This window comes from Exiguobacterium sp. ZOR0005, from assembly GCF_000798975.1.
GTDB classification, from domain to species: domain Bacteria; phylum Bacillota; class Bacilli; order Exiguobacteriales; family Exiguobacteriaceae; genus Exiguobacterium; species Exiguobacterium aurantiacum.
The window spans coordinates 31,730-55,581 of the sequence record NZ_JTLB01000014.1 but is presented as its reverse complement, the minus strand read 5'-3'; the positions used below and the strand labels follow the sequence as shown (position 1 = coordinate 55,581).

Here is a 23,852-nt window from a genome sequence, read left to right as displayed (position 1 = left end):
GAAATTAAAATTCATAATAAAAGGAGGTGGAATGAGTGAAGATTGCAGTGCGAATCGGATTTATTCTAATCGGACTCGTCGTCGGATGGTTCGGGATTATCGAAGCGATGCTTCTTCTCGGAGACCTAGGTGTGAACGTACCCGCTTGGTTGACGATTCCATACGTGGCTAGTTTGATTGGTGGACTTATCTTCTTCATTCTTAGTTTATTCTTGACCGATGGGGTCGTTAAATTTATCCGTTTTGTTGAAGAACGGCTCGTCCGTTTGCCGGTCGGGGATATTTTATTCGGGTCGATCGGGTTGATCATCGGATTGTTAATCGCCTTTTTGATCAGCGTCTCACTCGAAGTGACGAACATTTTCTTGCTCAGTAAAATCGTTCCGATTTTCGTGACCGCCTTGTTCGGTTATTTCGGATTTGCCGTCGGGTATCGCAAGCGCAACGAATGGATCAAATTATTCGTGAAAAGTGAGCGTGAGAAGCAGCCGGCTGAGCCGGTTCGTCGTTCCAACGATAAAATATTAGATACGAGCGTCATCATCGATGGCCGGATTGCCGACATTGCGAAAACAGGGTTTATCGAAGGCACGCTCATCGTCCCGCAATTCGTGATTGGCGAGCTTCAGTATATCGCCGATTCGTCGGATACGTTGAAGCGAAATCGCGGCCGTCGTGGTCTCGACATCTTGAAAGAGTTACAAGACAACGACCGCATCGAAGTCGAGATTTACGATGGAGACTTTGAAGATGTGGCGGAAGTCGACATCAAGTTGATCAAACTGGCTGAACTCAAGAATGGCATCGTCGTCACGAACGACTACAACTTGAACAAAGTGTGTGAAGTCCGCAACGTCCCGGTCTTGAACATTAACGACTTGGCTAACTCGGTGAAACAGATTGTCATCCCGGGAGAAGAGATGGTCGTTACAGTCATTAAAGAAGGAAAAGAACAAAATCAAGGAGTCGCCTACCTTGAAGACGGGACGATGGTCGTCGTCGAAGGGGGACGCAAACTCATCTCGAAGACGTTACCGGTCGTCGTGACGAGTGTACTCCAGACCTCGGCGGGTCGAATGATTTTTGCTCGTCCTGAATAACCATGAAAAAAGAGACGCATTCGCGCTCTCTTTTTTCACGAAGAGAGGTGAATGGACATGGTACGTTATTCAGTCGTCATCCCGGCAGCCGGACAAGGCAAACGGATGGGTGCGAATGAAAACAAATTAAGGTTAGCGCTTCATGGGAAACCGATTATCGTCTGGACGGTCGAGGCGTTCGCCCGTGACTCGTGGTGCGACCACATCGTGTTGGCGATTCAACCGGAAGAGGCAGAATGGTTTGAATCGATGCTCGCCCACATTAGGACGCCGATCACGTATGTGGCCGGTGGGAAAGAACGGCAAGAAAGTGTGCGGGCCGGGCTTCACGCCGTCGATGCAGATCGTGTCGTGTTGATCCATGACGGGGCGCGTCCGTTCGTGCGCATGAGTCAGTTACATGAAGTGGCGGAAGCGGCACAGACGAATGGGGCCATTTTGGCTGTCCCGGTGAAAGACACCGTTAAACAAGTGGCGGCTGGGGTGATTCAACAAACCGTTCCTCGTGAGGCGCTATGGCTGGCGCAAACACCGCAAGCTTTTCCGGCGGCTGAGATTCGGGCCATTCACGACCGAGCGGAGTCCGCTCGCGTCGTCGGGACCGATGATGCGAGCCTGTTCGAATGGGCGGGCAAAGAAGTGACCGTCATTCCAGGGGATTATCACAACATTAAAATGACGACGCCTGAAGATTTACTGTTTGGCGAAGCGATCTTGACAAAGGAGGATTATCGATGAGAATCGGACAAGGATTTGATGTGCATGCGTTCGCCGAAGGGCGGCCGCTCATTTTAGGGGGGATCGAGATCCCGCATGATCGTGGTTTACTCGGTCATTCAGACGCTGACGTGCTCTTGCATACGATCGCGGACGCGGCACTTGGGGCGATTGCGGCAGGGGATATCGGCAAACATTTCCCGGATACCGACCCGGCGTTCAAAGACGCAGATTCAAAAGTGTTGCTCCGACACGTCTGGAAACTCGTGAAAGCGGAAGGGTACGTGCTCGGCAACGTCGATGCGACGGTAATGGCGGAACGTCCGAAACTCCGGACGTATATCGACGACATGCGAGCGGTCATCGCGGAACTGCTTGAAGCCGACATTAGCCAAGTGAACGTCAAAGCGACGACGACGGAAAAGCTCGGTTTCACAGGACGTGAAGAAGGAATTGCCGCCCAGGCGGTCATCCTGCTCAACCGTGCTTGACAAAAGTGGTATACTATTTGGGCAGAAGAGAAGAAAGGTGGAAATAGTATGAGTGAAGTGCGTGTACGCTATGCGCCAAGTCCGACGGGTCACCTCCATATCGGGAACGCCCGGACCGCGCTATTCAATTATTTATATGCTCGCCACGCCGGCGGGAAGATGATTCTCCGAATCGAGGATACCGATCAGAAACGGAACGTCGAGAACGGTGTCGAAAGCCAGATGAAATATCTCGAATGGCTCGGAATCGATTGGGACGAGGGTCCAGGCCGCGGTGGCGACTACGGTCCTTATTTCCAAATGGAGCGACTTGACCTCTACAACAAACATGTGAACGAGTTGATGGAGAAAGGCCTGGCTTATAAATGCTACATGACGTCTGAAGAGTTGGAAGCCGAACGCGAAGCACAAATCGCTCGCGGTGAAGCACCACGCTACTCGGGCGCCCATCGTAACTTGAGCGCTGAGGAGCAGGCGGCGTTCGAAGCAGAAGGCCGCAAGCCGTCGATTCGCATCCGTGTGCCTGAGGGCGTCACGTACAAATGGACAGATGTCGTCAAAGGTGACGTCTCGTTCGAAGCGAAAGATTTCGGAGACTGGGTCATCGTCAAACAAGACGGGATCCCGACGTATAACTTTGCCGTCGTCGTCGACGATCATTTGATGAAAATCAGCCATGTGTTACGTGGAGATGACCATATCGCCAACACGCCGAAGCAAATGATGGTGTATGACGCGCTCGGGTGGGAGTATCCAGCGTTTGGTCATATGACACTCATCTATAACGAAAATCATAAAAAGTTGTCGAAGCGCGATGAGTCGATCATCCAGTTCATCGAACAGTACGCTGACCTCGGTTACTTGCCGGGTGCACTGTTCAACTTCATCTCACTTCTCGGCTGGTCGCCGGTCGGTGAAGAAGAAATCTTCACGAAAGAGCAATTTATCGACATGTTTGACGCGGGTCGTCTCTCGAAGAGCCCGGCCGTCTTTGACCAACAAAAGCTCGCGTGGATCAACAGCGTCTACATGAAGCATGCTTCGCTTGACGAAGTGGTGGCACTCAGTTTACCATTCTTACAAGAAGCGGGTCGTTTGCCTGAAGCGTTATCGATGGAAGAGGCCGACTGGGCGACAGCGCTCATCGCTCTCTATAAAGAACAGATGACACACGGGGCTGAGATTGTCTCGTTGACGGACTTGTTCTTTAAAGACGAAGTCGAGTATGACGAAGAGGCGAACGCGGTGCTTGCAGGCGAAACAGTACCGAGCGTACTTGCCGAGTTCAAGGCGCAACTCGAAATGATCGAAGAGTTCACACCTGAAGCAGTCAAAGCGGCGACGAAAGCGACGCAAAAAGCGACGGGGCAAAAAGGGAAGAACTTGTTCATGCCGATCCGTGTCGCGACGACAGGGCAGACGCACGGGCCAGAGCTTCCGAACGCAATCGCATTGATTGGAAAAGAGCGTGTGGTGGCACGTCTCGCAACTTTATTAGCTTAAAGGCAATGATGAGGAAAGTAAGCGGATTGACACTTTACAGAGACTAGAACCAAGGCTGGAAGTTCTAGAAGCGTCCCCCGTCGAAGTGCACCTCGGAGCCGTTCCGGCGATACGTAGTCGGGACCGCGACTCGGCGTTAACGAGACTTGAGAGGGGAAGTTTCCCAAACAGAGTGGAACCGCGCTTACGGCGTCTCTGTGCCTTGGCACAGGGGCGTCTTTGTTTTTGATATGGAAAAGGAGAACAATTATGGGATTTTGGAAAAGTGTACGTGCAGATATCCGAAACGTGCTCGAGCTCGATCCGGCTGCCCGTTCGCAAGCAGAGGTCATCTTGACGTATCCGGGCCTCCATGCGCTTTGGGCGCATCGGATTGCCCACGGGCTCTGGAGACGTGACGTCAAACTACTGGCGAAATTGATCGCGCAAACGAGCCGGTGGGTGACCGGGATCGAGATTCATCCAGGTGCGGTCATCGGCGAAAGCCTGTTTATCGACCACGGGTTCGGTATCGTCATCGGGGAAACGGCCATCATCGGCAACAATGTCACGATCTATCAAGGTGTGACGTTAGGCGGAACTGGTAAAGAGAAAGGTAAGCGTCACCCGACGATCGGGAATGACGTGTTGATCTCGGCTGGGGCGAAAGTGCTCGGAAACATCACGATTGGCGATTGCGTCAAAATCGGGGCGAGTTCCGTCGTTTTAAAAGACGTTCCGTCCGATTCGACAGTCGTCGGGATTCCAGGCCGTGTCGTCATTCGCAACGGAGAGCGGGTCAAACAACACGATCTCGATCATCGTTTCCCGGATCCGGATCGTGAATGCCAGGAACGGTTAGAGAACGCGGTAGCCGATCTGCAACGAAAGTTAGCCTCACTTGAAAAACGGATGGAGGAGAAGACACATGATTCAGTTTTACAACAGCCTCACGAATAAGAAAGAACCGTTCGTCCCGATCGTACCAGGGAAAGTATCGATGTATGTGTGCGGACCGACCGTCTATAACTACATCCACGTCGGGAACGCCCGACCAGCGATCGCATTCGACACGGTCCGTCGCTATTTGACGTATCGCGGCTATGATGTGAAGTACGTGTTGAACTTCACGGACGTCGACGATAAAATCATTCGAGCAGCGAACGAGCTCGGCGAAGACGTCTCGACGCTGACGAACCGTTACATCGAGGCGTATTTGGCCGATACGGGGGCGCTCAACGTCCAACCGGCCGATGTGCACCCGCGCGTCACCGACACGATGGAAGACATCATCGACTTCATCCGGAACTTAGAGACAGAAGGGTACGCCTATGCGTCTGAAGGTGACGTTTACTTCCGGACGCGTAAGTTTGATGAGTACGGCAAGCTCAGCCAGCAGTCGATTGAAGACTTACGGGCCGGCTCGCGTGTCGACGTCGGCGAGAAGAAAGAAGATCCTCTCGACTTCGTCTTGTGGAAAGCGGCGAAGCCGGGTGAACCGGCGTGGGAGAGTCCATGGGGCCAGGGACGGCCGGGTTGGCATATCGAATGCTCGGCGATGGCGAAAAAACATCTCGGCAAGACGATTGACATCCATGCCGGCGGTCACGATTTGAAGTTCCCGCACCATGAGAATGAGATTGCCCAATCAGAAGCGTGCAACCACGCGAAGTTCGCCAACTATTGGCTTCATAACGGCTTCATCAATATCGAGAACGAGAAGATGTCAAAATCACTCGGTAACTTCTTACTCGTCCACGAAGCGTTGAAAGAGGTGGATGCGATGGTGCTCCGCTTCTTCATGTTATCGGTCCATTATCGTCACCCGATCAACTATAGCCGCGAGTTGATCAACCAAGCCTCGAACGGATGGGACCGCATCAAAGAAGCGTACCATAACGTCGAGCACCGGCTTTCGGTGACGGTCGGGCTAGAAGAGCCGAGCGAGGCGATGGAACGGAAGTTGACGGGAATCAAGTCGGCATTCATTGAAGCGATGGATGATGACATCAACACGGCCAACGCCGTCACGATCTTGTTTGACTTGGCGAAAGAAGCGAACATCTACGCCAAAGCGAACCACGTATCAAAAGAGACGCTTGAGCACGTCATCGACTTGTTCGACGAGTTGACCGGTGTCCTCGGATTGACCTTGTCCGAAGAGAAAGAACTGTTAGACGCCGAGATCGATCAATTGATTCAAGAGCGGAACACAGCCCGAGCCGAACGCAACTTCGCACGTGCCGACGAGATTCGTGACATGTTGAAACAACAGAACATTCAGCTCGAGGATACGGCGCAAGGCGTGCGGTGGAAACGCGTATGAGTTTGAACCCGTCCCAATTGAACGCCCTCGCCCTAGCTTACATGGGCGATGTCGTCTATGAGATGGCGGTTCGGAAACGGCTGCTCGAACGTGGATTGACACGACCGAACGACTTACACCGCGGGGCCGTCCGATACGTGAACGCTTCAGCCCAGGCGGGAGTCGTCACCCATTGGCTCGAGACGGGCATTTTGTCGGAAGAAGAACAGGCGGTCGTTCGTCGCGGGCGAAACGCCAAATCGGGATCGATCCCGAAGCGGACCGACGTCCATACGTATCGTTATTCGACCGCGTTTGAGGCATTGATTGGTTACACATACCTTACAGAAAGAAGGGATCGTCTTGAAGAACTCATCGAACAAGCGTTCATATGGCTCGAAACCGAGCAACCCGAAACGACATGATGGAGGACGAGCGAACGAAAAACGTTCGTTCGACCGTCCAAAAAATGACCGGGGGGGCCGTCCGCATCGTCAGAAGCCGGAACGGCCGGACTATCAAGAAGTCGACGTCCTTGAAGAAGGCATCGATTTCCTCTACGGCCGTAACCCGGTCATCGAGGCGCTCCGGAGCGGACGCGACATGAACAAAGTCTTCATTATGGAAGGCCAACAAAAAGGACCGCTCGCCCAAATTATCGCGATGGCGAACGAGGCGTCGGTACAAGTGTCATTCGTCCCGAAAACGAAACTCGAGAAGATGGCCGGCAGTGAACACCACCAAGGTGTCGTCGCAGCCGTCGCGGCTTACGAGTATAAGTCGATTGAGGATATGTTCGCACTCGCCGAATCAAAAGGTGATACACCGCTCTTTATTTTGCTCGACGAATTAGAAGATCCTCACAACCTAGGTTCGATTTTACGGACGGCTGACGCTGTCGGGGCCCACGGGATCATCATCCCGAAACGCCGATCGGTCGGACTGACGCAAACCGTCGCCAAGGCGTCGACCGGCGCGATCGAGTACATCCCGGTCGCCCGTGTGACGAACTTGACGCGCACACTCGAGGAACTGAAAGAAAAAGGACTTTGGGTCGTCGGGACCGATGCGAGTGAGAGCCAAGACTATCGGCGCCTCGATGGCAACATGCCGCTCGTCGTCGTCATTGGCAGCGAAGGGAAAGGGATGAGCCGGCTCGTTCGTGAGACGTGTGACTTCCTCGTCCATATGCCGATGGTCGGTCACGTCACATCGCTCAACGCTTCGGTCGCGGCCGCGCTTCTGTTGTATGAAGTGCACCGTACACGTCACCCGTTGTCATGAGCTTAAAGCGCGAACTGCTCCTTGTCGACGGCTACAACATTATCGGAGCCTGGCCCCATCTCCGTAAGCTTCGGGACATTGACTTTGAGAAGGCCCGCAACGATTTAATCGAGGCGATGGCCGAGTATCAGGCGGTCACCGGTCGTCAAGTGACGATCGTCTTTGACGCGCACATGCGATACGGACGAGAGGCGAAAGCGAAGCAGAGCCGTGTCGCCGTCGTCTATACGAAAGAGAACGAAACGGCAGACGAATGGATTGAACGGCGGGCCCATGAGCTCGTCGACAATCGTCTCGTGACGCTGTTCGTCGCCACGAATGACTTTACCGAACAGTGGGTCATCTTTGGTCAAGGCGCACTGCGGGTGCCGGCCGCCGAGTTGTTGAAAGATTGGAAGCAGGCACAAAAGCTCATCGAGATCGAACGGCGTGCCTTAGAGAAGGATAGGTCGAACCGTAAAACAATCGACCTTTCGCCTGACGTAAGGGCGCGATTCGAAGAAATGCGTCGCCGTAAGTCGAATCGTGACGAGCATCACTGACGAGTTCATGAAATGGACTCGTCTTTGTTGTTGGTTTGACATTTTTTTGAAAGGAAATGTTGTATACTAATAGATGTATGCGTTATACGAAAGATAATTGACGGAATTTTTAGAAATTTGTTTGACGGTCGTTTTATAGGCTGCCTATAATGGGAGCACAAACTTACATAGTTCATCATCAATTGCCGGGGGGTATGAAACATGAACGGATGGCCATACGAACAATTTGAAACCATGTCAGACGAAGAGCTCGTCTTTCTGGCACGTAACGAAGGGGATAGCGATGCGTTAGAGTTTCTGATTGAGCGCTATCGTTATTTTGTCCGGGCTAAGGCGAGGTCTTATTTCTTGATCGGTGCCGATCATGAGGACATCGTGCAAGAAGGAATGATCGGGCTGTATAAAGGGGTTCGAGATTACCGAGACGAGCGGCTCGCCTCGTTTAAAAGTTTTGCTGAAATGTGTATCACGCGGCAGATGATCACGGCGATCAAGACGGCGACACGTCAAAAGCACATCCCGCTCAATTCGTACGTGTCACTTGATAAGCCGATCTTTGACGATGAGTCGGACCGGACGCTGTTAGACGTCATATTGCCCCCGCACCCGACCGACCCGCAAGAACTGCTCGTGACGCGGGAAGACCAATTGTTCATGGAAGAAAAGATGGATGAGCTCCTTAGCGACCTGGAACGAAAAGTGCTTCGTCTCTATTTGGACGGACGTTCGTACCAAGAGATCTCTGATGACCTTGACCGTCACGTCAAGTCGATTGACAACGCGTTGCAACGCGTCAAAAAGAAATTTGAGCGCCACGTCGACATCAAAACGTTGACGAGTTAACCGATATTGACCCCACGCCTCCTATGTGATACTTTTAAGGCAGCGCCTTGTCCGTAGACGCCATTTTACAGGAGGCGTTTTTTTTTCGCTCTTTTTTAATGGGAGCCGTCGAAAGGGGCGCTTATGAATGGCAAAGAAAGTAAGTCTCGCATGCGCGGATTGTGGGTCACGAGTTTACTCGACGACCAAGAAAGAGGATGTGCGGACGCGGCTTGAATTGAACAAGTTCTGCCGTCGTTGCAATGCGCATACGATGCATCGAGAATCAAAGTAACGTTAATTGGCATTCAATGTAGGAGGAAGCTACCATGAACTTTTTGCGTGATGTATGGAAAGAGTTAAAGAAAACGAGTTGGCCGACTCGTAAAGAGCTCACGAAATATACCATCACAGTCATTGCGACCGTCGTCGTGATTGGCCTGTTCGTGTTTGGCGTGGATACTGGTGTCAGTTATCTCGTCAACCTATTGATCAACTAAGGAAAGAGGTGAAAGCCGTGGAGAAACAATGGTTTGTTGTCCAGACGTATTCTGGCTTTGAGAACAATGTCAAAGAAAATTTAGAACGCCGAATCGGTTCGATGAACATGGAAGATAAAATTTTCCGCGTCCTCGTTCCAACCGAAACAACGCAAGAAGAAGTCACGCTTAAAAGTGGCGAGAAGAAGATCAAAGAACGTGAAGTGAAAAACTTCCCGGGCTACGTGTTCGTCGAGATGATCATGACGGATGATTCATGGTACGTCGTGCGAAACACGCCGAACGTCACAGGCTTCCTCGGCTCGACAGGGGGCGGCGCCAAGCCGATCCCGCTCCAACCTGACGAAGTGACGAACGTGCTTTCGCAGATGGGTCTCATCGAGAAGAAAGACCGTTACAACTACGAGCTCGGCGATCTTGTCCGTGTCAAAGAAGGCGCGTTCGAGAACTTTGAAGGCACGATTGATGAAATCGAAGCGGACAAAGAGAAGCTTAAAGTCGTCGTCGACATGTTCGGCCGCGAAACAAAAATTGAGCTTGATTTCGAACAAGTTCAGAAAATTAACTAAAACCCACTTGCCATCCTGAGAAACGGATGGTACAATCGGAAATGTTTGATGTTGTGCTATATTTCGGTACAAACTCGACCTAATAGATTGAGTGGGAGGGCGCACAACGTCCAAGAAACCACATTTTAGACTTAAGGAGGTGTGTCTCGTGGCGAAAAAAGTTACTAAACTCGTTAAACTTCAAATCCCAGCTGGTAAAGCTAACCCAGCACCACCAGTAGGTCCAGCACTTGGTCAAGCAGGTGTTAACATCATGGGATTCTGTAAAGAGTTCAACGCTCGTACACAAGACCAAGCCGGATTGATTATTCCTGTAGTCATTACGGTATACGAAGATCGTTCGTTTACATTCATTACGAAAACTCCACCAGCTGCAGTTCTTTTGAAGAAAGCTGCTGGTATCGAGAGCGGTTCAGGTGAACCAAACCGTAAGAAGGTAGCAACGGTTAAGCGTGATAAAGTTCGCGAAATCGCTGAACTTAAAATGCCTGACCTTAACGCGTCGTCTGTTGAAACAGCGATGCTTATGGTTGAAGGTACTGCGCGTAGTATGGGTATTGTAATCGAAGACTAATTTATTAGTCTCTGGGATTGACGGTGAATATTGTACTCACCTTCAATCCCTTCATTATGTGGGAGGAAATTCCGCTAACCACAAGGAGGAAAAGAATCATGGGTAAAAAACACCAAGAAGCAGCTAAGCTTGTTGACCGCATGAAGTCATACGAACTCGCTGAGGCCGTTGAACTCGTTCAAAAAACAGCTACTGCTAAATTCGATGAAACAATCGAAGTTGCTGTCCGTCTCGGCGTAGATCCGAAGAAAGCGGACCAACAAATCCGCGGTGCCGTTGTACTTCCACACGGTACTGGTAAAACTCAAAAAGTTCTCGTCTTCGCAAAAGGCGAAAAAGTTAAAGAAGCTGAAGCGGCTGGCGCTGACTACGTCGGTGATTCTGAGTTCATCACTAAAATCCAACAAGGATGGTTCGACTTCGATGTTATCGTTGCGACACCTGACATGATGGGTGAAGTTGGTAAACTTGGTCGCGTTCTCGGACCAAAAGGCCTCATGCCTAACCCGAAAACAGGCACAGTCACGTTCGACGTTGCGAAAGCAATTGCGGACATCAAAGCTGGTAAAGTAGAATACCGCGTCGACAAAGCCGGTAACATCCACGTACCAGTTGGTAAGAAGTCATTTGAAGCAACAAAACTCTCTGAGAACATCGAGACAATCATCGAGACACTCATGAAAGTGAAGCCTGCTACTGCAAAAGGAACTTACCTCAAAAACATCGCGCTTTCGTCAACAATGGGTCCTGGTATCCGTGTTGCGACTGCCGACTTCATCAAGTAATCTACTTGAAATAAACTGTTGACAACGTGTGATACCGCTGTTAAAGTAAGACACGTTCAACCGAATATGTTGGATTACCGCAGACAGAAGGTGGACATCGGTCCGTAAACCCTTCCGAGGTGTCTTTGCTCGAACTTGAGCCTGTTGTCACAGGTTTACTTTCAAACAATTACGCCCTCGTATGTCTTCATACGAGGGATTTCTTTTTGAAGAGCAGCCTCTCGTCCGGTACAAGAAATGACTAGGAGGTGCAAACACATGGCAAGCGAAAAAATCGTAGCTCAGAAATCGGCACTCGTCGATGAAATCGCTGAGAAAATGCAAGCGAGCGTTGGAACAATCGTTGTTGACTACCGTGGACTTACAGTTGAAGAAGTGACTACACTCCGTAAATCACTCCGTGACGCTGGAATCGAGTTCAAAGTATACAAAAACGGACTTCTTCGCCGCGCGGCTACTCAGTCTGGCTTTGACGGTCTTGACGAAGTCTTCACAGGTCCTACAGCAGTCGCGTTCTCGAAAGAAGACGTTGTTGCTCCAGCTAAGATCTTGAACGACTTCTCGAAAGAGCACAAAGCGCTCGAATTGAAAGGCGGAATCATCGAAGGCAAAGTAACTTCACTTGAAGAAGTGAAAGCTCTTGCAGAACTTCCATCACGCGAAGGTCTTCTCTCGATGCTTCTCAGCGTACTTCAAGCTCCAATCCGTGGGCTCGCAGTCGCAACAAACGCAATCGCAGAACAAAAAGAAGAGCAGTCTGCTTAATTTTTGTCTCGTAGCGTAACAACAACTTTTTACAACATCAAAGGAGGAAAACCATAATGGCTTTCAACAAAGAGCAATTCATCGAAGACCTCAAATCAATGACGGTTCTCGAACTTAACGAACTCGTAAAAACAATCGAAGAAGAATTCGGCGTATCAGCAGCAGCTCCAGTAGCAGTTGCAGGTGCAGGCGCAGCAGCAGCTGAAGAGCAAACTGAATTCGACGTAATCCTCACAAACGCTGGCGCTGGTAAAATCAACGTCATCAAAGCGGTACGTGAACTTACAGGCCTCGGTCTTAAAGAAGCGAAAGCACTCGTTGACGGAACTCCGGCTCCAGTCAAAGAAGGCGTTTCTAAAGAAGATGCAGACGCAGTTAAAGCTAAGCTTGAAGAAGCTGGCGCAACTGTCGAAGTTAAGTAATCTAACTTTTACTTCACAAGCTATAGAAGCTCGCCATGGCGAGCTTCTTTTATTTCCTTGAAGAATGGGTTAGGAGGTTCAACGCATGGGAGATCATTACTATACGAACGATCCGAGTTCAAAAAGTACCCCGGAGACATGGTCGTACGAGTTGCGAGGGAAGACGTATCGCTTCACCTCGGACCGCGGCGTGTTCTCGAAAGGATCGGTCGATTTTGGGTCACGTCTCTTAATCGAGTCATTTGAAGTGCCTATTGTTTCAGGTCGCATTTTAGATGTCGGCTGTGGTTACGGTCCGATGGGGATCTCGCTTGCCGACGCCTCTGGGCGTGAAGCACTCCTCGTCGACGTGAACGAACGAGCGCTTGCCTTGTCCGAACAAAACGCCACCCAAAACGGAGTGACGATTGAAACACGAATGAGCCACGCGTACGATGCGGTCGGAGATGAACGGTTCGCGGCAATCGTGACCAACCCGCCGATTCGGGCTGGGAAACAAGTGGTCCACACGATTTTGCGAGACGCGCACGACCATCTTGTCGTAGGTGGAGCGCTTTATGTCGTCATCCAAAAGAAACAGGGAGCACCTTCTGCCAAGAAGCTGCTTGAAGATGTGTTTGGTCACGTCGAGACACTTGCGAAAGAAAAAGGCTATTTCATTTTCCGGGCAATTCGGTCTTGACAAACGGCGAAGTCTTGTTGACTCGCTATAACGTATATGCTAACATTATAAAATGCCATTGGAATGGAATTCGCTTGGAACTGCCGCGTTTGCCGCTTTTTAGACGCGGAAAAAGAGCGACATTCAATGACAATGTTCGATTATTACGCCCGAAAAATTCGCTAAAGAATTGGGGGTCTGCGAGGTGAATCAGTTGACTGGTCAACTTGTTCAGTACGGTCGTCACCGTCAGAGAAGAAGCTTTGCCCGTATCAGTGAGGTATTAGAGCTTCCGAATTTGATTGAAATTCAAACTGCTTCTTATGAGTGGTTCTTACGTGAAGGATTGAAAGAGATGTTCACGGACATTTCGCCAATCTCTGACTTCACAGGAAACCTCGTACTCGAGTTCATCGACTACTCGCTCAGCGAGCCGAAGTATTCGATCGATGAATCGAAGGAGCGAGACGTTACTTACTCTGCGCCACTTCGCGTAAAAGTACGTCTGCAAAACAAAGAGACAGGTGAACTTAAAGAGCAAGAAGTGTTCATGGGGGATTTCCCGCTCATGACAGAATCGGGAACGTTTATCATTAACGGCGCCGAGCGCGTCATCGTTTCCCAGCTTGTTCGTTCGCCGAGCGTTTATTACAACTCGAAACTCGATAAGAATGGTAAGCGTGGTTTCGGCGCGACAGTCATCCCGAACCGTGGTGCATGGCTCGAGCTTGAAACAGATGCCAAAGATATCGTGTATGTCCGTATCGACCGTACCCGTAAAATCCCGGTAACGGTGTTGTTGCGTGCGCTCGGATTCGGCACGGACCAAGAAATTATCGACCTTTTAGGCGACGACGAATATCTTCGTAACACCCTTGAAAAAGATAACACCGAGTCGACGGAAAAAGCGTTGATCGAGATTTATGAGCGTCTCCGCCCTGGTGAACCACCAACGGTTGAAAACGCGAAATCACTTCTCGTCTCACGTTTCTTCGACCCGAAACGCTATGACCTCGCAAACGTTGGTCGCTATAAGATGAACAAAAAGCTTCATCTAAAGAATCGCTTGTTCGGACAAAAGTTGGCGGAACCACTCGTCGACCCGGAAACAGGTGAAGTGATCGCCGAAGCGGGCACTGTGCTCGACCGTCGTAACCTCGACCGTGTCCTCCCTTACTTGGAGAACGGCCTTGGCTACATGGACGCGGAACCTACGGGTGGCGTCGCGGAAGGCGAGCCGTTCGGCCTTCAATCGATCAAAGTCATCTCACCGGATGACCCAGATGGAGAGCGTGTCTTGAACATTATCGGTAACGGCAATATCGACCGCAGCGTGAAACACATCACACCGGCCGATATCATCGCATCGATCAACTACTTCTTCAACTTACTTCACGAAGTCGGAACAACAGATGACATCGACCACTTAGGAAACCGTCGTCTTCGTTCAGTCGGAGAACTTCTCCAAAACCAATTCCGTATCGGACTTTCTCGTATGGAACGTGTCGTAAAAGAACGGATGTCGATTCAAGATCAAAACGCGATCACACCGCAGGCGCTTATTAACATTCGCCCGGTTATCGCATCGCTGAAAGAGTTCTTCGGTAGCTCGCAGTTGTCACAGTTCATGGACCAAACGAACCCGCTCGCGGAATTGACGCACAAGCGTCGTCTCTCTGCACTTGGGCCGGGTGGTTTGACACGTGAGCGTGCCGGCTTCGAAGTTCGAGACGTTCACTATTCGCACTACGGTCGGATGTGTCCGATCGAAACGCCGGAAGGACCGAACATCGGTCTCATCAACTCGCTTTCGTCTTATGCGAAAGTGAACGAGTACGGCTTCATCGAAGCACCGTACCGTCGCGTTGACCCGGAAACTGGTCTCGTCACAGGCGAGATTCAATATATGACGGCGGACGAAGAAGATCTCTACGTCGTCGCCCAGGCGAACATGCCGCTCACTGAAGACGGTCACTTTGCCGACGAGCAAGTCCTTTGCCGCTTCCGCGGACAAAACTTGTCAGTCGAGCCGAGCCGAGTTGACTACATGGACGTTTCGCCGAAACAGGTTGTTTCTGCCGCAACGGCATGTATCCCGTTCCTTGAGAACGATGACTCGAACCGTGCCCTCATGGGAGCGAACATGCAACGTCAAGCTGTACCACTTCTTCAACCAGACTCGCCGATCATCGGTACTGGTATGGAGTACGTGTCAGCGAAAGACTCTGGGGCCGCGATCATCGCGAAATACCCGGGTGTCGTCGAGCGTGTCACAGCTCGTGAAATTTTGGTCCGCCGCACGTCTGACGTGAACGGATCAACGGTTTCAGGTGACCTTGACCGCTACAAACTTCAAAAGTACGTTCGTTCAAACCAAGGGACGTGCTACAACCAAAAGCCGATCATCGCTGCTGGTGACCAAGTCGAAAAAGGAGAAATCCTTGCAGACGGTCCATCGATGGATATGGGTGAGCTCGCGCTCGGCCGTAACGTCGTTGTCGCCTTCATGACTTGGGACGGTTACAACTATGAGGATGCGATCATCATGAGTGAGCGCCTCGTGAAAGATGACGTCTACACTTCGATTCATATCGAAGAGTACGAGTCAGAGTCACGAGACACGAAACTCGGACCTGAAGAAATCACGCGTGATATTCCGAACGTCGGTGATGACGCGCTTCGCAACTTGGACGATCGTGGGATCATCCGCATCGGTGCGGAAGTCAAGGATGGCGACATCCTCGTCGGTAAAGTAACGCCTAAAGGTGTGACTGAATTGACGGCGGAAGAGCGTCTCTTGCACGCGATCTTCGGTGAGAAAGCACGTGAAGTCCGTGATACGTCACTCCGTGTACCTAACGGCGGCGACGGCATCATCTTGGACGTCAAAGTGTTCGACCGTGAAAACGGTGACGAACTCTCACCAGGCGTGAACCAAATGGTTCGTGTCTATATCGTTCAGAAACGTAAGATTCACGAAGGAGATAAGATGGCGGGACGTCACGGTAACAAAGGTGTTATCTCGCGCATCCTCCCTGAAGAAGATATGCCATATATGCCAGACGGCACACCGATTGACATCATGCTTAACCCACTCGGTGTACCATCGCGTATGAACATCGGTCAGGTACTTGAACTCCACCTTGGAATGGCGGCTAAAAAGCTCGGCATCAAAGTGGCGACACCTGTATTCGATGGTGCGCGTGAGGAAGACGTATGGGCAACGATTGAAGAAGCCGGAATGGACAAAGATGCCAAGACTCGTCTCTATGACGGTCGTACTGGTGAACCGTTCGATAACCGCGTCTCTGTCGGTGTCATGTACATGATCAAACTCGCGCACATGGTTGATGACAAGCTTCACGCACGTTCGACAGGACCTTACTCGCTCGTCACGCAACAACCGCTCGGTGGTAAAGCACAGTTCGGTGGTCAGCGCTTCGGTGAGATGGAAGTTTGGGCCCTTGAAGCGTACGGCGCAGCCTACACGCTTCAAGAAATCTTGACAATCAAGTCGGATGACACGGTCGGTCGCGTGAAAGCGTACGAAGCGATCGTGAAAGGCGAGAGCGTTCCGAAAGCGGGCGTTCCTGAATCATTCCGCGTCTTGATCAAAGAGCTTCAAGCGCTCGGTATGGAAGTCAAGATGATGTCTGCGGACGATGAAGAAGTCGAAATGAAAGATGAAGATGACGACAACATCCCGAACGCAACATCGGCGTTAGAACAAGTCGTTCAACCGACTGTTACGGAAGAGGAATAAGGCGAAAAGGGAGGTCGGCCCCTTGGTAGATGTTAATCGATTTGAATATATGAAAATCGGCTTGGCTTCACCGGAAAAGATCCGTTCGTGGTCTTACGGGGAAGTCAAAAAGCCGGAAACAATCAACTATCGTACACTTAAACCAGAGAAGGACGGATTGTTCTGTGAACGAATCTTCGGTCCGACGAAAGACTGGGAATGTTACTGTGGGAAATACAAACGAATCCGTTATAAAGGAGTCATTTGTGACCGCTGTGGCGTTGAAGTGACGAAAGCGAAAGTGCGTCGCGAGCGTATGGGCCATATCGAGCTCGCGGCACCAGTTTCGCATATCTGGTACTTTAAAGGGATTCCAAGCCGGATGGGGCTTGTGCTCGATATGTCACCACGTGCGCTCGAAGAAGTGATTTACTTCGCGTCGTACGTCGTGACCGAGCCAGGTGACACACCGCTCGAGAAGAAGCAACTCCTCTCGGAAAAAGAGTTCCGTCTCTACCGTGAGAAATACGGTAGCGACTTCAAAGCAGACATGGGTGCGGAAGCGATTCGGACACTCCTTCAAGACGTACAACTCGAGAAGGAAGTCGGAGAACTTCGCGAAGAATTGAAGACGGTTCAAGGTCAACGTCGTACACGTGCGATCAAACGCCTTGAAGTGCTCGATGCGTTCTTCACATCGGGGAATGATCCAGATTGGATGATCCTCGAAGTGCTTCCTGTCATTCCGCCAGAGCTTCGCCCGATGGTGCAGCTCGACGGTGGACGCTTCGCAACATCTGACTTGAACGATTTATATCGTCGAGTCATCAACCGTAACAACCGTCTCAAACGTTTGCTCGACCTCGGCGCGCCGAACATCATCGTGCAAAACGAGAAGCGTATGCTTCAAGAAGCGGTTGACGCCCTCATCGACAACGGTCGTCGTGGTCGTCCGGTAACCGGTCCAGGTAACCGTCCACTTAAGTCGCTTTCACATATGTTGAAAGGGAAACAAGGTCGTTTCCGTCAAAACCTTCTCGGTAAGCGGGTCGACTATTCAGGACGTTCGGTTATCGTCGTTGGACCAAACTTGAAGATGTTCCAATGTGGCCTCCCGAAAGAGATGGCGCTTGAACTCTTCAAACCGTTCGTGATGAAAGAACTCGTCGGTCGCGGCATCGCGTCGAACATCAAGAACGCCAAACGCAAAATTGAGAAGATGCAACCAGAAATCTGGGGCGTCCTCGAAGAGGTCATCCGTGAGCACCCGGTTCTCTTGAACCGTGCCCCGACACTTCACCGTCTCGGGATTCAAGCGTTCGAACCGATCCTCGTCGAGGGCCGTGCGATTCGTCTACACCCACTCGTTTGTACGGCTTATAACGCCGACTTCGATGGTGACCAAATGGCGGTCCACGTCCCACTTTCAGCTGAAGCGCAAGCAGAAGCACGTCTTCTCATGCTCGCAGCCCAAAACATTTTGAACCCGAAAGATGGAAAACCGGTCGTTACACCATCGCAGGATATGGTCCTCGGTAACTACTACATCTCGCTTGAACGCGACGATGCCATCGGTCAAGGGAAAATCATGTCGAACGTCAATGAAGCGCTCATCGCGTATCAAAACGGTTACGTCCACTTGCACTCGCGTGTGGCGGTTCCGGCGCGTACGCTCAACAACCCGACGTTCACTGACGAACAAAATGAGAAATTGTTGATCACAACGGTCGGTAAGATGATCTTCAACGAGATCTTGCCGAACACGTTCCCATACTTGAACGAGCCGACGATGGAAAACTTACAGGAAGCAACGCCTGACAAGTATTTCATCGACAAAGGAGCGAACGTTGCGGAAGAAATCGCCGCTCGTCCACTCGTCGAGCCGTTCAAAAAAGGATTCCTTGGAAAAGTCATCGCGGAAGTGTTCCAGAAGTTTGAAACGACTGAAACGAGCCGCATGCTTGACCGGATGAAAGATCTCGGATTCAAACACTCGACTAAAGCGGGTGTGACGGTCGGTATCTCAGATATCATCGTTCTTCCGGATAAACAAGAAATCCTTGATGAAGCGCAAACTCAAGTCGACCAAATCATGAAATCGTTCCGCCGTGGTCTCATCACTGAAGATGAGCGCTATGAGCGTGTCGTCCGGTCGTGGAACGAAGCGAAAGATGAGATTCAGTCACGATTGATGAAATCCCTCAACCGCTTGAACCCGATCTTCATGATGTCAGACTCAGGTGCCCGTGGTAACGCGTCCAACTTCACGCAGCTCGCAGGGATGCGTGGTTTGATGGCCGCTCCATCTGGCCGCATCATCGAACTTCCGATCAAATCGTCGTTCCGTGAAGGTCTGACGGTTCAAGAGTACTTCATCTCGACGCACGGTGCGCGTAAAGGTCTTGCCGATACAGCCCTTAAGACGGCTGACTCAGGTTACTTGACGCGTCGTCTCGTCGACGTTGCCCAAGATGTCATCATCCGTGAAGAAGATTGTGGAACGGACCGCGGGATTCGCGTCGCCGCCCTCCGCGAAGGCACGGAAGAAATCGAAAACTTGTATGACCGCCTCGTCGGCCGTACAGCGTTCGAGACAGTGGCACATCCGGAAACGGGAGAAGTCATGGTCGAGAAGAACCAACTCATCACCGAAGATCTTGCCCGCGAAATCGTCGATGCCGGCATCGAACGAGTTGAAATCCGTACTGCCTTTACATGTAACACGTCACACGGCGTATGTAAGAAGTGTTACGGACGCAACTTGGCGACCGGTTCGAACGTTGAAGTTGGGGAAGCAGTCGGAATCATCGCCGCGCAATCGATCGGTGAGCCAGGAACGCAGCTTACGATGCGTACCTTCCACACAGGTGGGGTAGCCGGAGATGATATCACACAAGGTCTTCCGCGTATCCAAGAAGTATTCGAGGCCCGTAACCCGAAAGGGCAAGCGGTCATCTCGGAAATTCCGGGTACGGTCATCGACTTCACAGAGTCACGCGACAAGCGTGAACTCACAGTCGAAGGACTCAGCGAGACACGTACGTACACGATTCCGTTCGGAGCACGTCTCCGTGTCCAAATCGGTGATACGGTCGAAGCTGGGGAAGTCTTCACGGAAGGTTCGATCGATCCGAAAGAATTGCTCACCGTCCGTGGTGTATCTGGTGTCCAGAACTATCTTCTCCAAGAAGTTCAAAAAGTATACCGGATGCAAGGGGTAGAAATCGGCGACAAACACGTCGAAGTCATGGTTCGCCAAATGCTTCGCCGCGTCAAAGTCATCGAGTCGGGTGACACGCCGCTTCTCCCAGGTTCGCTCGTCGACATCAGCGTCTTCAAGGAAGCATGTAAAGTTGCACTCCGCGAAGGCAAGAGCCCGGCGACGGCCAAACCGGTCCTTCTCGGAATCACGAAAGCGTCGCTTGAGACAGATTCGTTCCTCTCGGCCGCTTCGTTCCAAGAAACGACTCGCGTGTTGACAGACGCTGCCATCAAAGGCAAGCGTGACTATCTCCTCGGCCTCAAGGAGAACGTCATCATCGGTAAGCTCGTTCCTGCTGGTACAGGGATGCCGGTTTACCGCGATGTTCAACTTAAAGAGGACGCGGCAGAAGTCGCTCTCGAAGACACGACAGTAGAATAAAACGTCTTGACAGCATTGGTTGGCGGTGCTACTATGATTTAGTGCCGCCAATCGGTTGTTGTCGTAGACAACGGTGTCCAGCAGTCGGCAAGCTACTTGGACGTCACCCGATCTTTCCTACAGAAAGATTTGGCTGCTATCTTTGCCACTTTCAAGGTATAACTCACGTTTTTGCGAGGTCATGGAATGCCTACGCCTCGTAAAAGCGTTTCGTTATGACCTTAAATGAACCACCCGGGTCGGTGGGTCTAGAAAATAGCACAATTCAGGAAGGGAGGATCTTCAAAGATGCCTACTATCAACCAGTTAGTCCGTAAAGGACGTAAATCGAAAGTCGTCAAATCTGACTCTCCAGCACTTAACAAAGGTTACAACAGTTTCATCAAGTCACAAACAAACGTGAGCTCACCACAAAAACGTGGTGTTTGTACACGTGTTGGTACAATGACTCCGAAGAAACCGAACTCGGCGTTACGTAAGTATGCTCGTGTTCGTTTGACTAACCAAATCGAAGTGACTGCGTACATCCCAGGTATTGGCCACAACCTTCAAGAGCACAGCGTTGTTCTTATCCGTGGAGGACGTGTAAAAGACTTACCAGGGGTACGTTACCACATCGTTCGTGGTGCGCTTGACACTGCAGGTGTTGACGGACGTATGCAAGGCCGTTCGAAATACGGTACGAAACGTCCGAAAGCTGCGAAGAAGTAATTCTCGCCAACTAAACTACAACTACTGAAATTTTGAAAGGAGGGTACTCGGATGCGTAAAAACCGTGCAGAACGTCGTGACGTTATCGCAGATCCGATCTACAACTCGAAATTGGTAACTCGCCTCATTAACCGTGTCATGTTAGACGGTAAAAAAGGTACAGCTCAAACTATCATTTACAACGCATTTGGTCTCATCGCTGAACGCTCAGGCAAAGAGCCTATGGAAGTGTTCGAAGAAGCAATGAACAACATCATGCCTGTACTTGAAGTTAAAGCTCGCCGTGTTGGTGGAGCAAACTACCAAGTTCCTGTTGAAGTTCGTCCAGAGCGCCGTACGACACTTGGTCTTCGTTACCTCGTGAACTACGCTCGTCTCCGCAACGAGAAGACGATGGAGCAACGTATCGCGAATGAAATCATGGATGCAGCCAATAACACTGGTGCTTCAGTTAAGAAACGCGAAGACATGCATAAGATGGCAGAAGCGAACAAAGCGTTTGCTCACTATCGTTGGTAATTTAAACGTAAAGACCACTCCACGTCACCAAGCGGTGGCTTAATGGAGTGGCTTTCGGGTATAATCATATCGTGTGCCAGCACACGAAAAACACATGCGGAAGGAGAATACCCAGTATGGCAAGAGAATTCTCCCTAAAGAATACTCGTAACATCGGGATCATGGCTCACATCGATGCCGGTAAAACGACAACGACTGAACGTATTCTTTATTACACAGGTCGTATCCATAAAATTGGTGAAACTCATGAAGGAGCTTCACAAATGGACTGGATGGAGCAGGAGCAAGAGCGTGGAATCACGATCACTTCTGCTGCGACGACTGCACAGTGGAATGGCCACCGTGTTAACATCATCGATACACCTGGACACGTAGACTTCACAGTTGAAGTTGAACGTTCACTCCGTGTACTCGATGGCGCAGTTGCAGTACTTGACGCTCAGTCAGGTGTTGAACCACAAACAGAAACTGTATGGCGTCAAGCGACGACTTACGGTGTTCCACGTGTCGTATTCGTCAACAAGATGGATAAGATCGGTGCGGACTTCTTGTACTCGGTAAAAACACTTCACGAGCGTTTGCACGCAAATGCACACCCAATCCAACTTCCAATCGGTGCGGAAGACGAATTCAAAGGAATCGTCGACCTCGTCGAAATGAAGACGTACATGTACTCGAACGACCTCGGTACTGACATCGAAGTAATCGATGGCTTCCCAGCTGACATGGCTGATGAAGCTGAAGAACTTCGCGGTCAATTGATCGAAGCGGTCGCGGACTACAACGAAGAGTTGATGATGAAATACCTCGAAGGCGAAGAGATCTCAATCGAAGAACTCAAAGCTGGTATTCGTAAAGCAACGCTCAGCGTAGAATTCTACCCTGTACTCGTCGGTTCGGCCTTCAAAAACAAAGGTGTTCAATTGATGTTGGACGCTGTTGTTGATTACCTCCCGTCACCAGTTGACGTTGAGTCAATCAAAGGTGTTAACCTCGACACAGAAGAAGAAATCACGCGTGAACCTTCGGACGACGCACCGTTCTCGGCACTCGCGTTCAAAGTCATGACTGACCCTTACGTCGGTAAATTGACATTCTTCCGTGTGTACTCTGGTACAGCATCTGCTGGTTCGTATGTGAAGAACTCGACTAAAGGTAAGCGTGAGCGCCTCGGTCGTATCCTTCAAATGCACGCGAACAGCCGTGAAGAGATCCCAATGGTATACGCTGGTGACATCGCCGCTGCCGTTGGTCTTAAAGATACAACGACTGGTGATACGCTTTGCTCAGAGAAAGACAACGTCGTTCTCGAGTCAATGACATTCCCAGAACCGGTTATCTCGGTCGCAATCGAGCCTAAATCGAAAGCAGACCAAGACAAGATGGGTCAAGCCCTCGCGAAACTCGCAGAAGAGGATCCAACTTTCCGCACTGAAACAAACCAAGAGACTGGTCAAACGATCATCTCTGGTATGGGTGAGCTTCACCTTGATATCCTCGTTGACCGTATGCGTCGCGAGTTCAAAGTAGAAGCAAACGTCGGTGCACCACAAGTTGCTTACCGTGAGACAATCCGGGGCGCTGCGAAGATCGATTCGAAATTCGTACGTCAATCAGGTGGACGCGGTCAGTACGGTCACGTTGTCGTAGAATTCGAGCCGAACGAAGAAGGCGCTGGATTCGCATTCGAGAACAAGATCGTCGGTGGTGTCGTACCACGTGAATACGTCCCAGCTGTTCAAAACGGGATTGAAGAAGCACTCGAAAACGGTATCCTCGCTGGTTACCCAGTAGTTGACGTTAAAGCTGCCCTCGTCTTCGGATCGTACCACGATGTCGACTCGAACGAGATGGCGTTTAAAGTTGCTGCTTCGATGGCGGTTAAACAACTTAAGGAACAAGCGAAAGCTGTTATTCTTGAGCCAATGATGCGTGTTGAAGTCGTTATCCCAGAAGAATACTTGGGAGACATCATGGGTGACGTCACGTCACGCCGTGGACGCGTAGAAGGTATGGAAGCACGCGGTAACGCGCAAGTCGTTAAAGCGATGGTTCCACTTTCGGAAATGTTCGGATATGCAACGTCACTCCGTTCACGTACACAAGGACGTGGAACGTACTCGATGCACTTCGACCACTACGAAGAAGTACCGAAGTCAATTGCTGAAGAAATCATCAAAAAAGCGAACGGCTAATAACGGTTGTAACGCTGAATTGA

The 23,852-nt window shown here is 50.8% G+C and carries 23 protein-coding genes and 2 other annotated features; all 23 genes read left to right on the top strand.

The window, feature by feature from the left end; genetic code table 11:
• The first annotated feature begins 35 nt into the window (after positions 1-35).
• Positions 36-1,100 carry a PIN/TRAM domain-containing protein gene (locus L971_RS06515; protein ID WP_024372162.1) on the top strand — a complete coding sequence of 355 codons (1,065 nt, stop codon included), beginning with the start codon at positions 36-38 and terminating at the stop codon, positions 1,098-1,100.
• 57 nt (positions 1,101-1,157) lie between these two features.
• The gene (ispD, locus tag L971_RS06510) at positions 1,158-1,838 is read left to right on the top strand and encodes a 2-C-methyl-D-erythritol 4-phosphate cytidylyltransferase (RefSeq protein WP_081977057.1); all 681 of its coding nucleotides are present in this window, start codon (positions 1,158-1,160) and stop codon (positions 1,836-1,838) included.
• On the top strand, positions 1,835-2,308 hold the full coding sequence (gene ispF / locus L971_RS06505; RefSeq protein WP_029334041.1) for a 2-C-methyl-D-erythritol 2,4-cyclodiphosphate synthase: 474 nt from the start codon (positions 1,835-1,837) through the stop codon (positions 2,306-2,308). The genes ispD and ispF overlap by 4 nt, the downstream gene beginning before the upstream one ends.
• 48 nt (positions 2,309-2,356) lie before the next feature.
• Positions 2,357-3,811, top strand: coding sequence for a glutamate--tRNA ligase (gene gltX, locus L971_RS06500; protein WP_024372165.1), 1,455 nt, complete (start codon positions 2,357-2,359; stop codon positions 3,809-3,811).
• Positions 3,808-4,011: a binding site (T-box leader), on the top strand. (Overlaps the previous gene by 4 nt.)
• A 49-nt stretch (positions 4,012-4,060) precedes the next feature.
• Positions 4,061-4,750, top strand: coding sequence for a serine O-acetyltransferase (gene cysE / locus L971_RS06495; RefSeq protein WP_047375011.1), 690 nt, complete (start codon positions 4,061-4,063; stop codon positions 4,748-4,750).
• Complete coding sequence (gene cysS / locus L971_RS06490; RefSeq protein ID WP_024372167.1) at positions 4,719-6,116, top strand: cysteine--tRNA ligase; 1,398 nt, start codon at positions 4,719-4,721, stop codon at positions 6,114-6,116. The genes cysE and cysS overlap by 32 nt, the downstream gene beginning before the upstream one ends.
• Positions 6,113-6,520 carry a Mini-ribonuclease 3 gene (locus L971_RS06485; RefSeq protein ID WP_024372168.1) on the top strand — a complete coding sequence of 136 codons (408 nt, stop codon included), beginning with the start codon at positions 6,113-6,115 and terminating at the stop codon, positions 6,518-6,520. Before cysS ends, L971_RS06485 begins: the two co-directional genes overlap by 4 nt.
• Before the next feature lie 121 nt (positions 6,521-6,641).
• Positions 6,642-7,379, top strand: a complete 738-nt coding sequence (gene rlmB, locus L971_RS06480; RefSeq protein WP_047375027.1) for a 23S rRNA (guanosine(2251)-2'-O)-methyltransferase RlmB — start codon at positions 6,642-6,644, stop codon at positions 7,377-7,379.
• On the top strand, positions 7,376-7,921 hold the full coding sequence (locus tag L971_RS06475) for an NYN domain-containing protein (protein WP_024372170.1): 546 nt from the start codon (positions 7,376-7,378) through the stop codon (positions 7,919-7,921). Before rlmB ends, L971_RS06475 begins: the two co-directional genes overlap by 4 nt.
• 201 nt (positions 7,922-8,122) lie before the next feature.
• The gene (gene sigH, locus L971_RS06470; RefSeq protein WP_024372171.1) at positions 8,123-8,764 is read left to right on the top strand and encodes an RNA polymerase sporulation sigma factor SigH; all 642 of its coding nucleotides are present in this window, start codon (positions 8,123-8,125) and stop codon (positions 8,762-8,764) included.
• A 127-nt stretch (positions 8,765-8,891) separates the two neighbouring features.
• Positions 8,892-9,038 carry a 50S ribosomal protein L33 gene (rpmG, locus tag L971_RS14945; RefSeq protein ID WP_081648631.1) on the top strand — a complete coding sequence of 49 codons (147 nt, stop codon included), beginning with the start codon at positions 8,892-8,894 and terminating at the stop codon, positions 9,036-9,038.
• A 34-nt stretch (positions 9,039-9,072) separates the two neighbouring features.
• Positions 9,073-9,243: a preprotein translocase subunit SecE gene (secE, locus tag L971_RS06465; protein ID WP_012727692.1), complete on the top strand. Its 171-nt coding sequence runs from the start codon at positions 9,073-9,075 to the stop codon at positions 9,241-9,243.
• A 17-nt stretch (positions 9,244-9,260) separates the two neighbouring features.
• Positions 9,261-9,812, top strand: coding sequence for a transcription termination/antitermination protein NusG (nusG, locus tag L971_RS06460; RefSeq protein ID WP_024372172.1), 552 nt, complete (start codon positions 9,261-9,263; stop codon positions 9,810-9,812).
• 148 nt (positions 9,813-9,960) lie between these two features.
• Positions 9,961-10,386 carry a 50S ribosomal protein L11 gene (rplK, locus tag L971_RS06455; protein WP_021066593.1) on the top strand — a complete coding sequence of 142 codons (426 nt, stop codon included), beginning with the start codon at positions 9,961-9,963 and terminating at the stop codon, positions 10,384-10,386.
• A 98-nt stretch (positions 10,387-10,484) separates the two neighbouring features.
• A complete protein-coding gene (rplA, locus tag L971_RS06450; protein WP_034781720.1) occupies positions 10,485-11,171 on the top strand; it encodes a 50S ribosomal protein L1 in 687 nt (228 codons plus the stop codon).
• Positions 11,172-11,230: 59 nt separating this feature from the next.
• Positions 11,231-11,384 (top strand) — a sequence feature (ribosomal protein L10 leader region).
• A gap of 45 nt (positions 11,385-11,429) precedes the next feature.
• Entirely contained in the window at positions 11,430-11,936 is a 507-nt protein-coding gene (gene rplJ / locus L971_RS06445; protein ID WP_024372174.1) for a 50S ribosomal protein L10, read from the top strand.
• A 56-nt stretch (positions 11,937-11,992) separates the two neighbouring features.
• Positions 11,993-12,358 (top strand): 50S ribosomal protein L7/L12, encoded by a 366-nt coding sequence (gene rplL / locus L971_RS06440; protein WP_024372175.1) that lies wholly within the window; start codon positions 11,993-11,995, stop codon positions 12,356-12,358.
• Between the two features lie 85 nt (positions 12,359-12,443).
• On the top strand, positions 12,444-13,040 hold the full coding sequence (locus tag L971_RS06435) for a class I SAM-dependent methyltransferase (protein ID WP_024372176.1): 597 nt from the start codon (positions 12,444-12,446) through the stop codon (positions 13,038-13,040).
• 193 nt (positions 13,041-13,233) lie between these two features.
• Positions 13,234-16,782, top strand: a complete 3,549-nt coding sequence (gene rpoB, locus L971_RS06430) for a DNA-directed RNA polymerase subunit beta (RefSeq protein ID WP_024372177.1) — start codon at positions 13,234-13,236, stop codon at positions 16,780-16,782.
• A 22-nt stretch (positions 16,783-16,804) separates the two neighbouring features.
• Positions 16,805-20,404: a DNA-directed RNA polymerase subunit beta' gene (rpoC, locus tag L971_RS06425; RefSeq protein ID WP_024372178.1), complete on the top strand. Its 3,600-nt coding sequence runs from the start codon at positions 16,805-16,807 to the stop codon at positions 20,402-20,404.
• A gap of 288 nt (positions 20,405-20,692) precedes the next feature.
• Positions 20,693-21,115, top strand: coding sequence for a 30S ribosomal protein S12 (rpsL, locus tag L971_RS06420; RefSeq protein ID WP_012727683.1), 423 nt, complete (start codon positions 20,693-20,695; stop codon positions 21,113-21,115).
• Positions 21,116-21,166: 51 nt separating this feature from the next.
• Complete coding sequence (gene rpsG, locus L971_RS06415) at positions 21,167-21,634, top strand: 30S ribosomal protein S7 (RefSeq protein WP_021066600.1); 468 nt, start codon at positions 21,167-21,169, stop codon at positions 21,632-21,634.
• A gap of 116 nt (positions 21,635-21,750) precedes the next feature.
• Positions 21,751-23,829 (top strand): elongation factor G, encoded by a 2,079-nt coding sequence (gene fusA / locus L971_RS06410; protein WP_024372179.1) that lies wholly within the window; start codon positions 21,751-21,753, stop codon positions 23,827-23,829.
• Positions 23,830-23,852 lie beyond the last annotated feature (23 nt).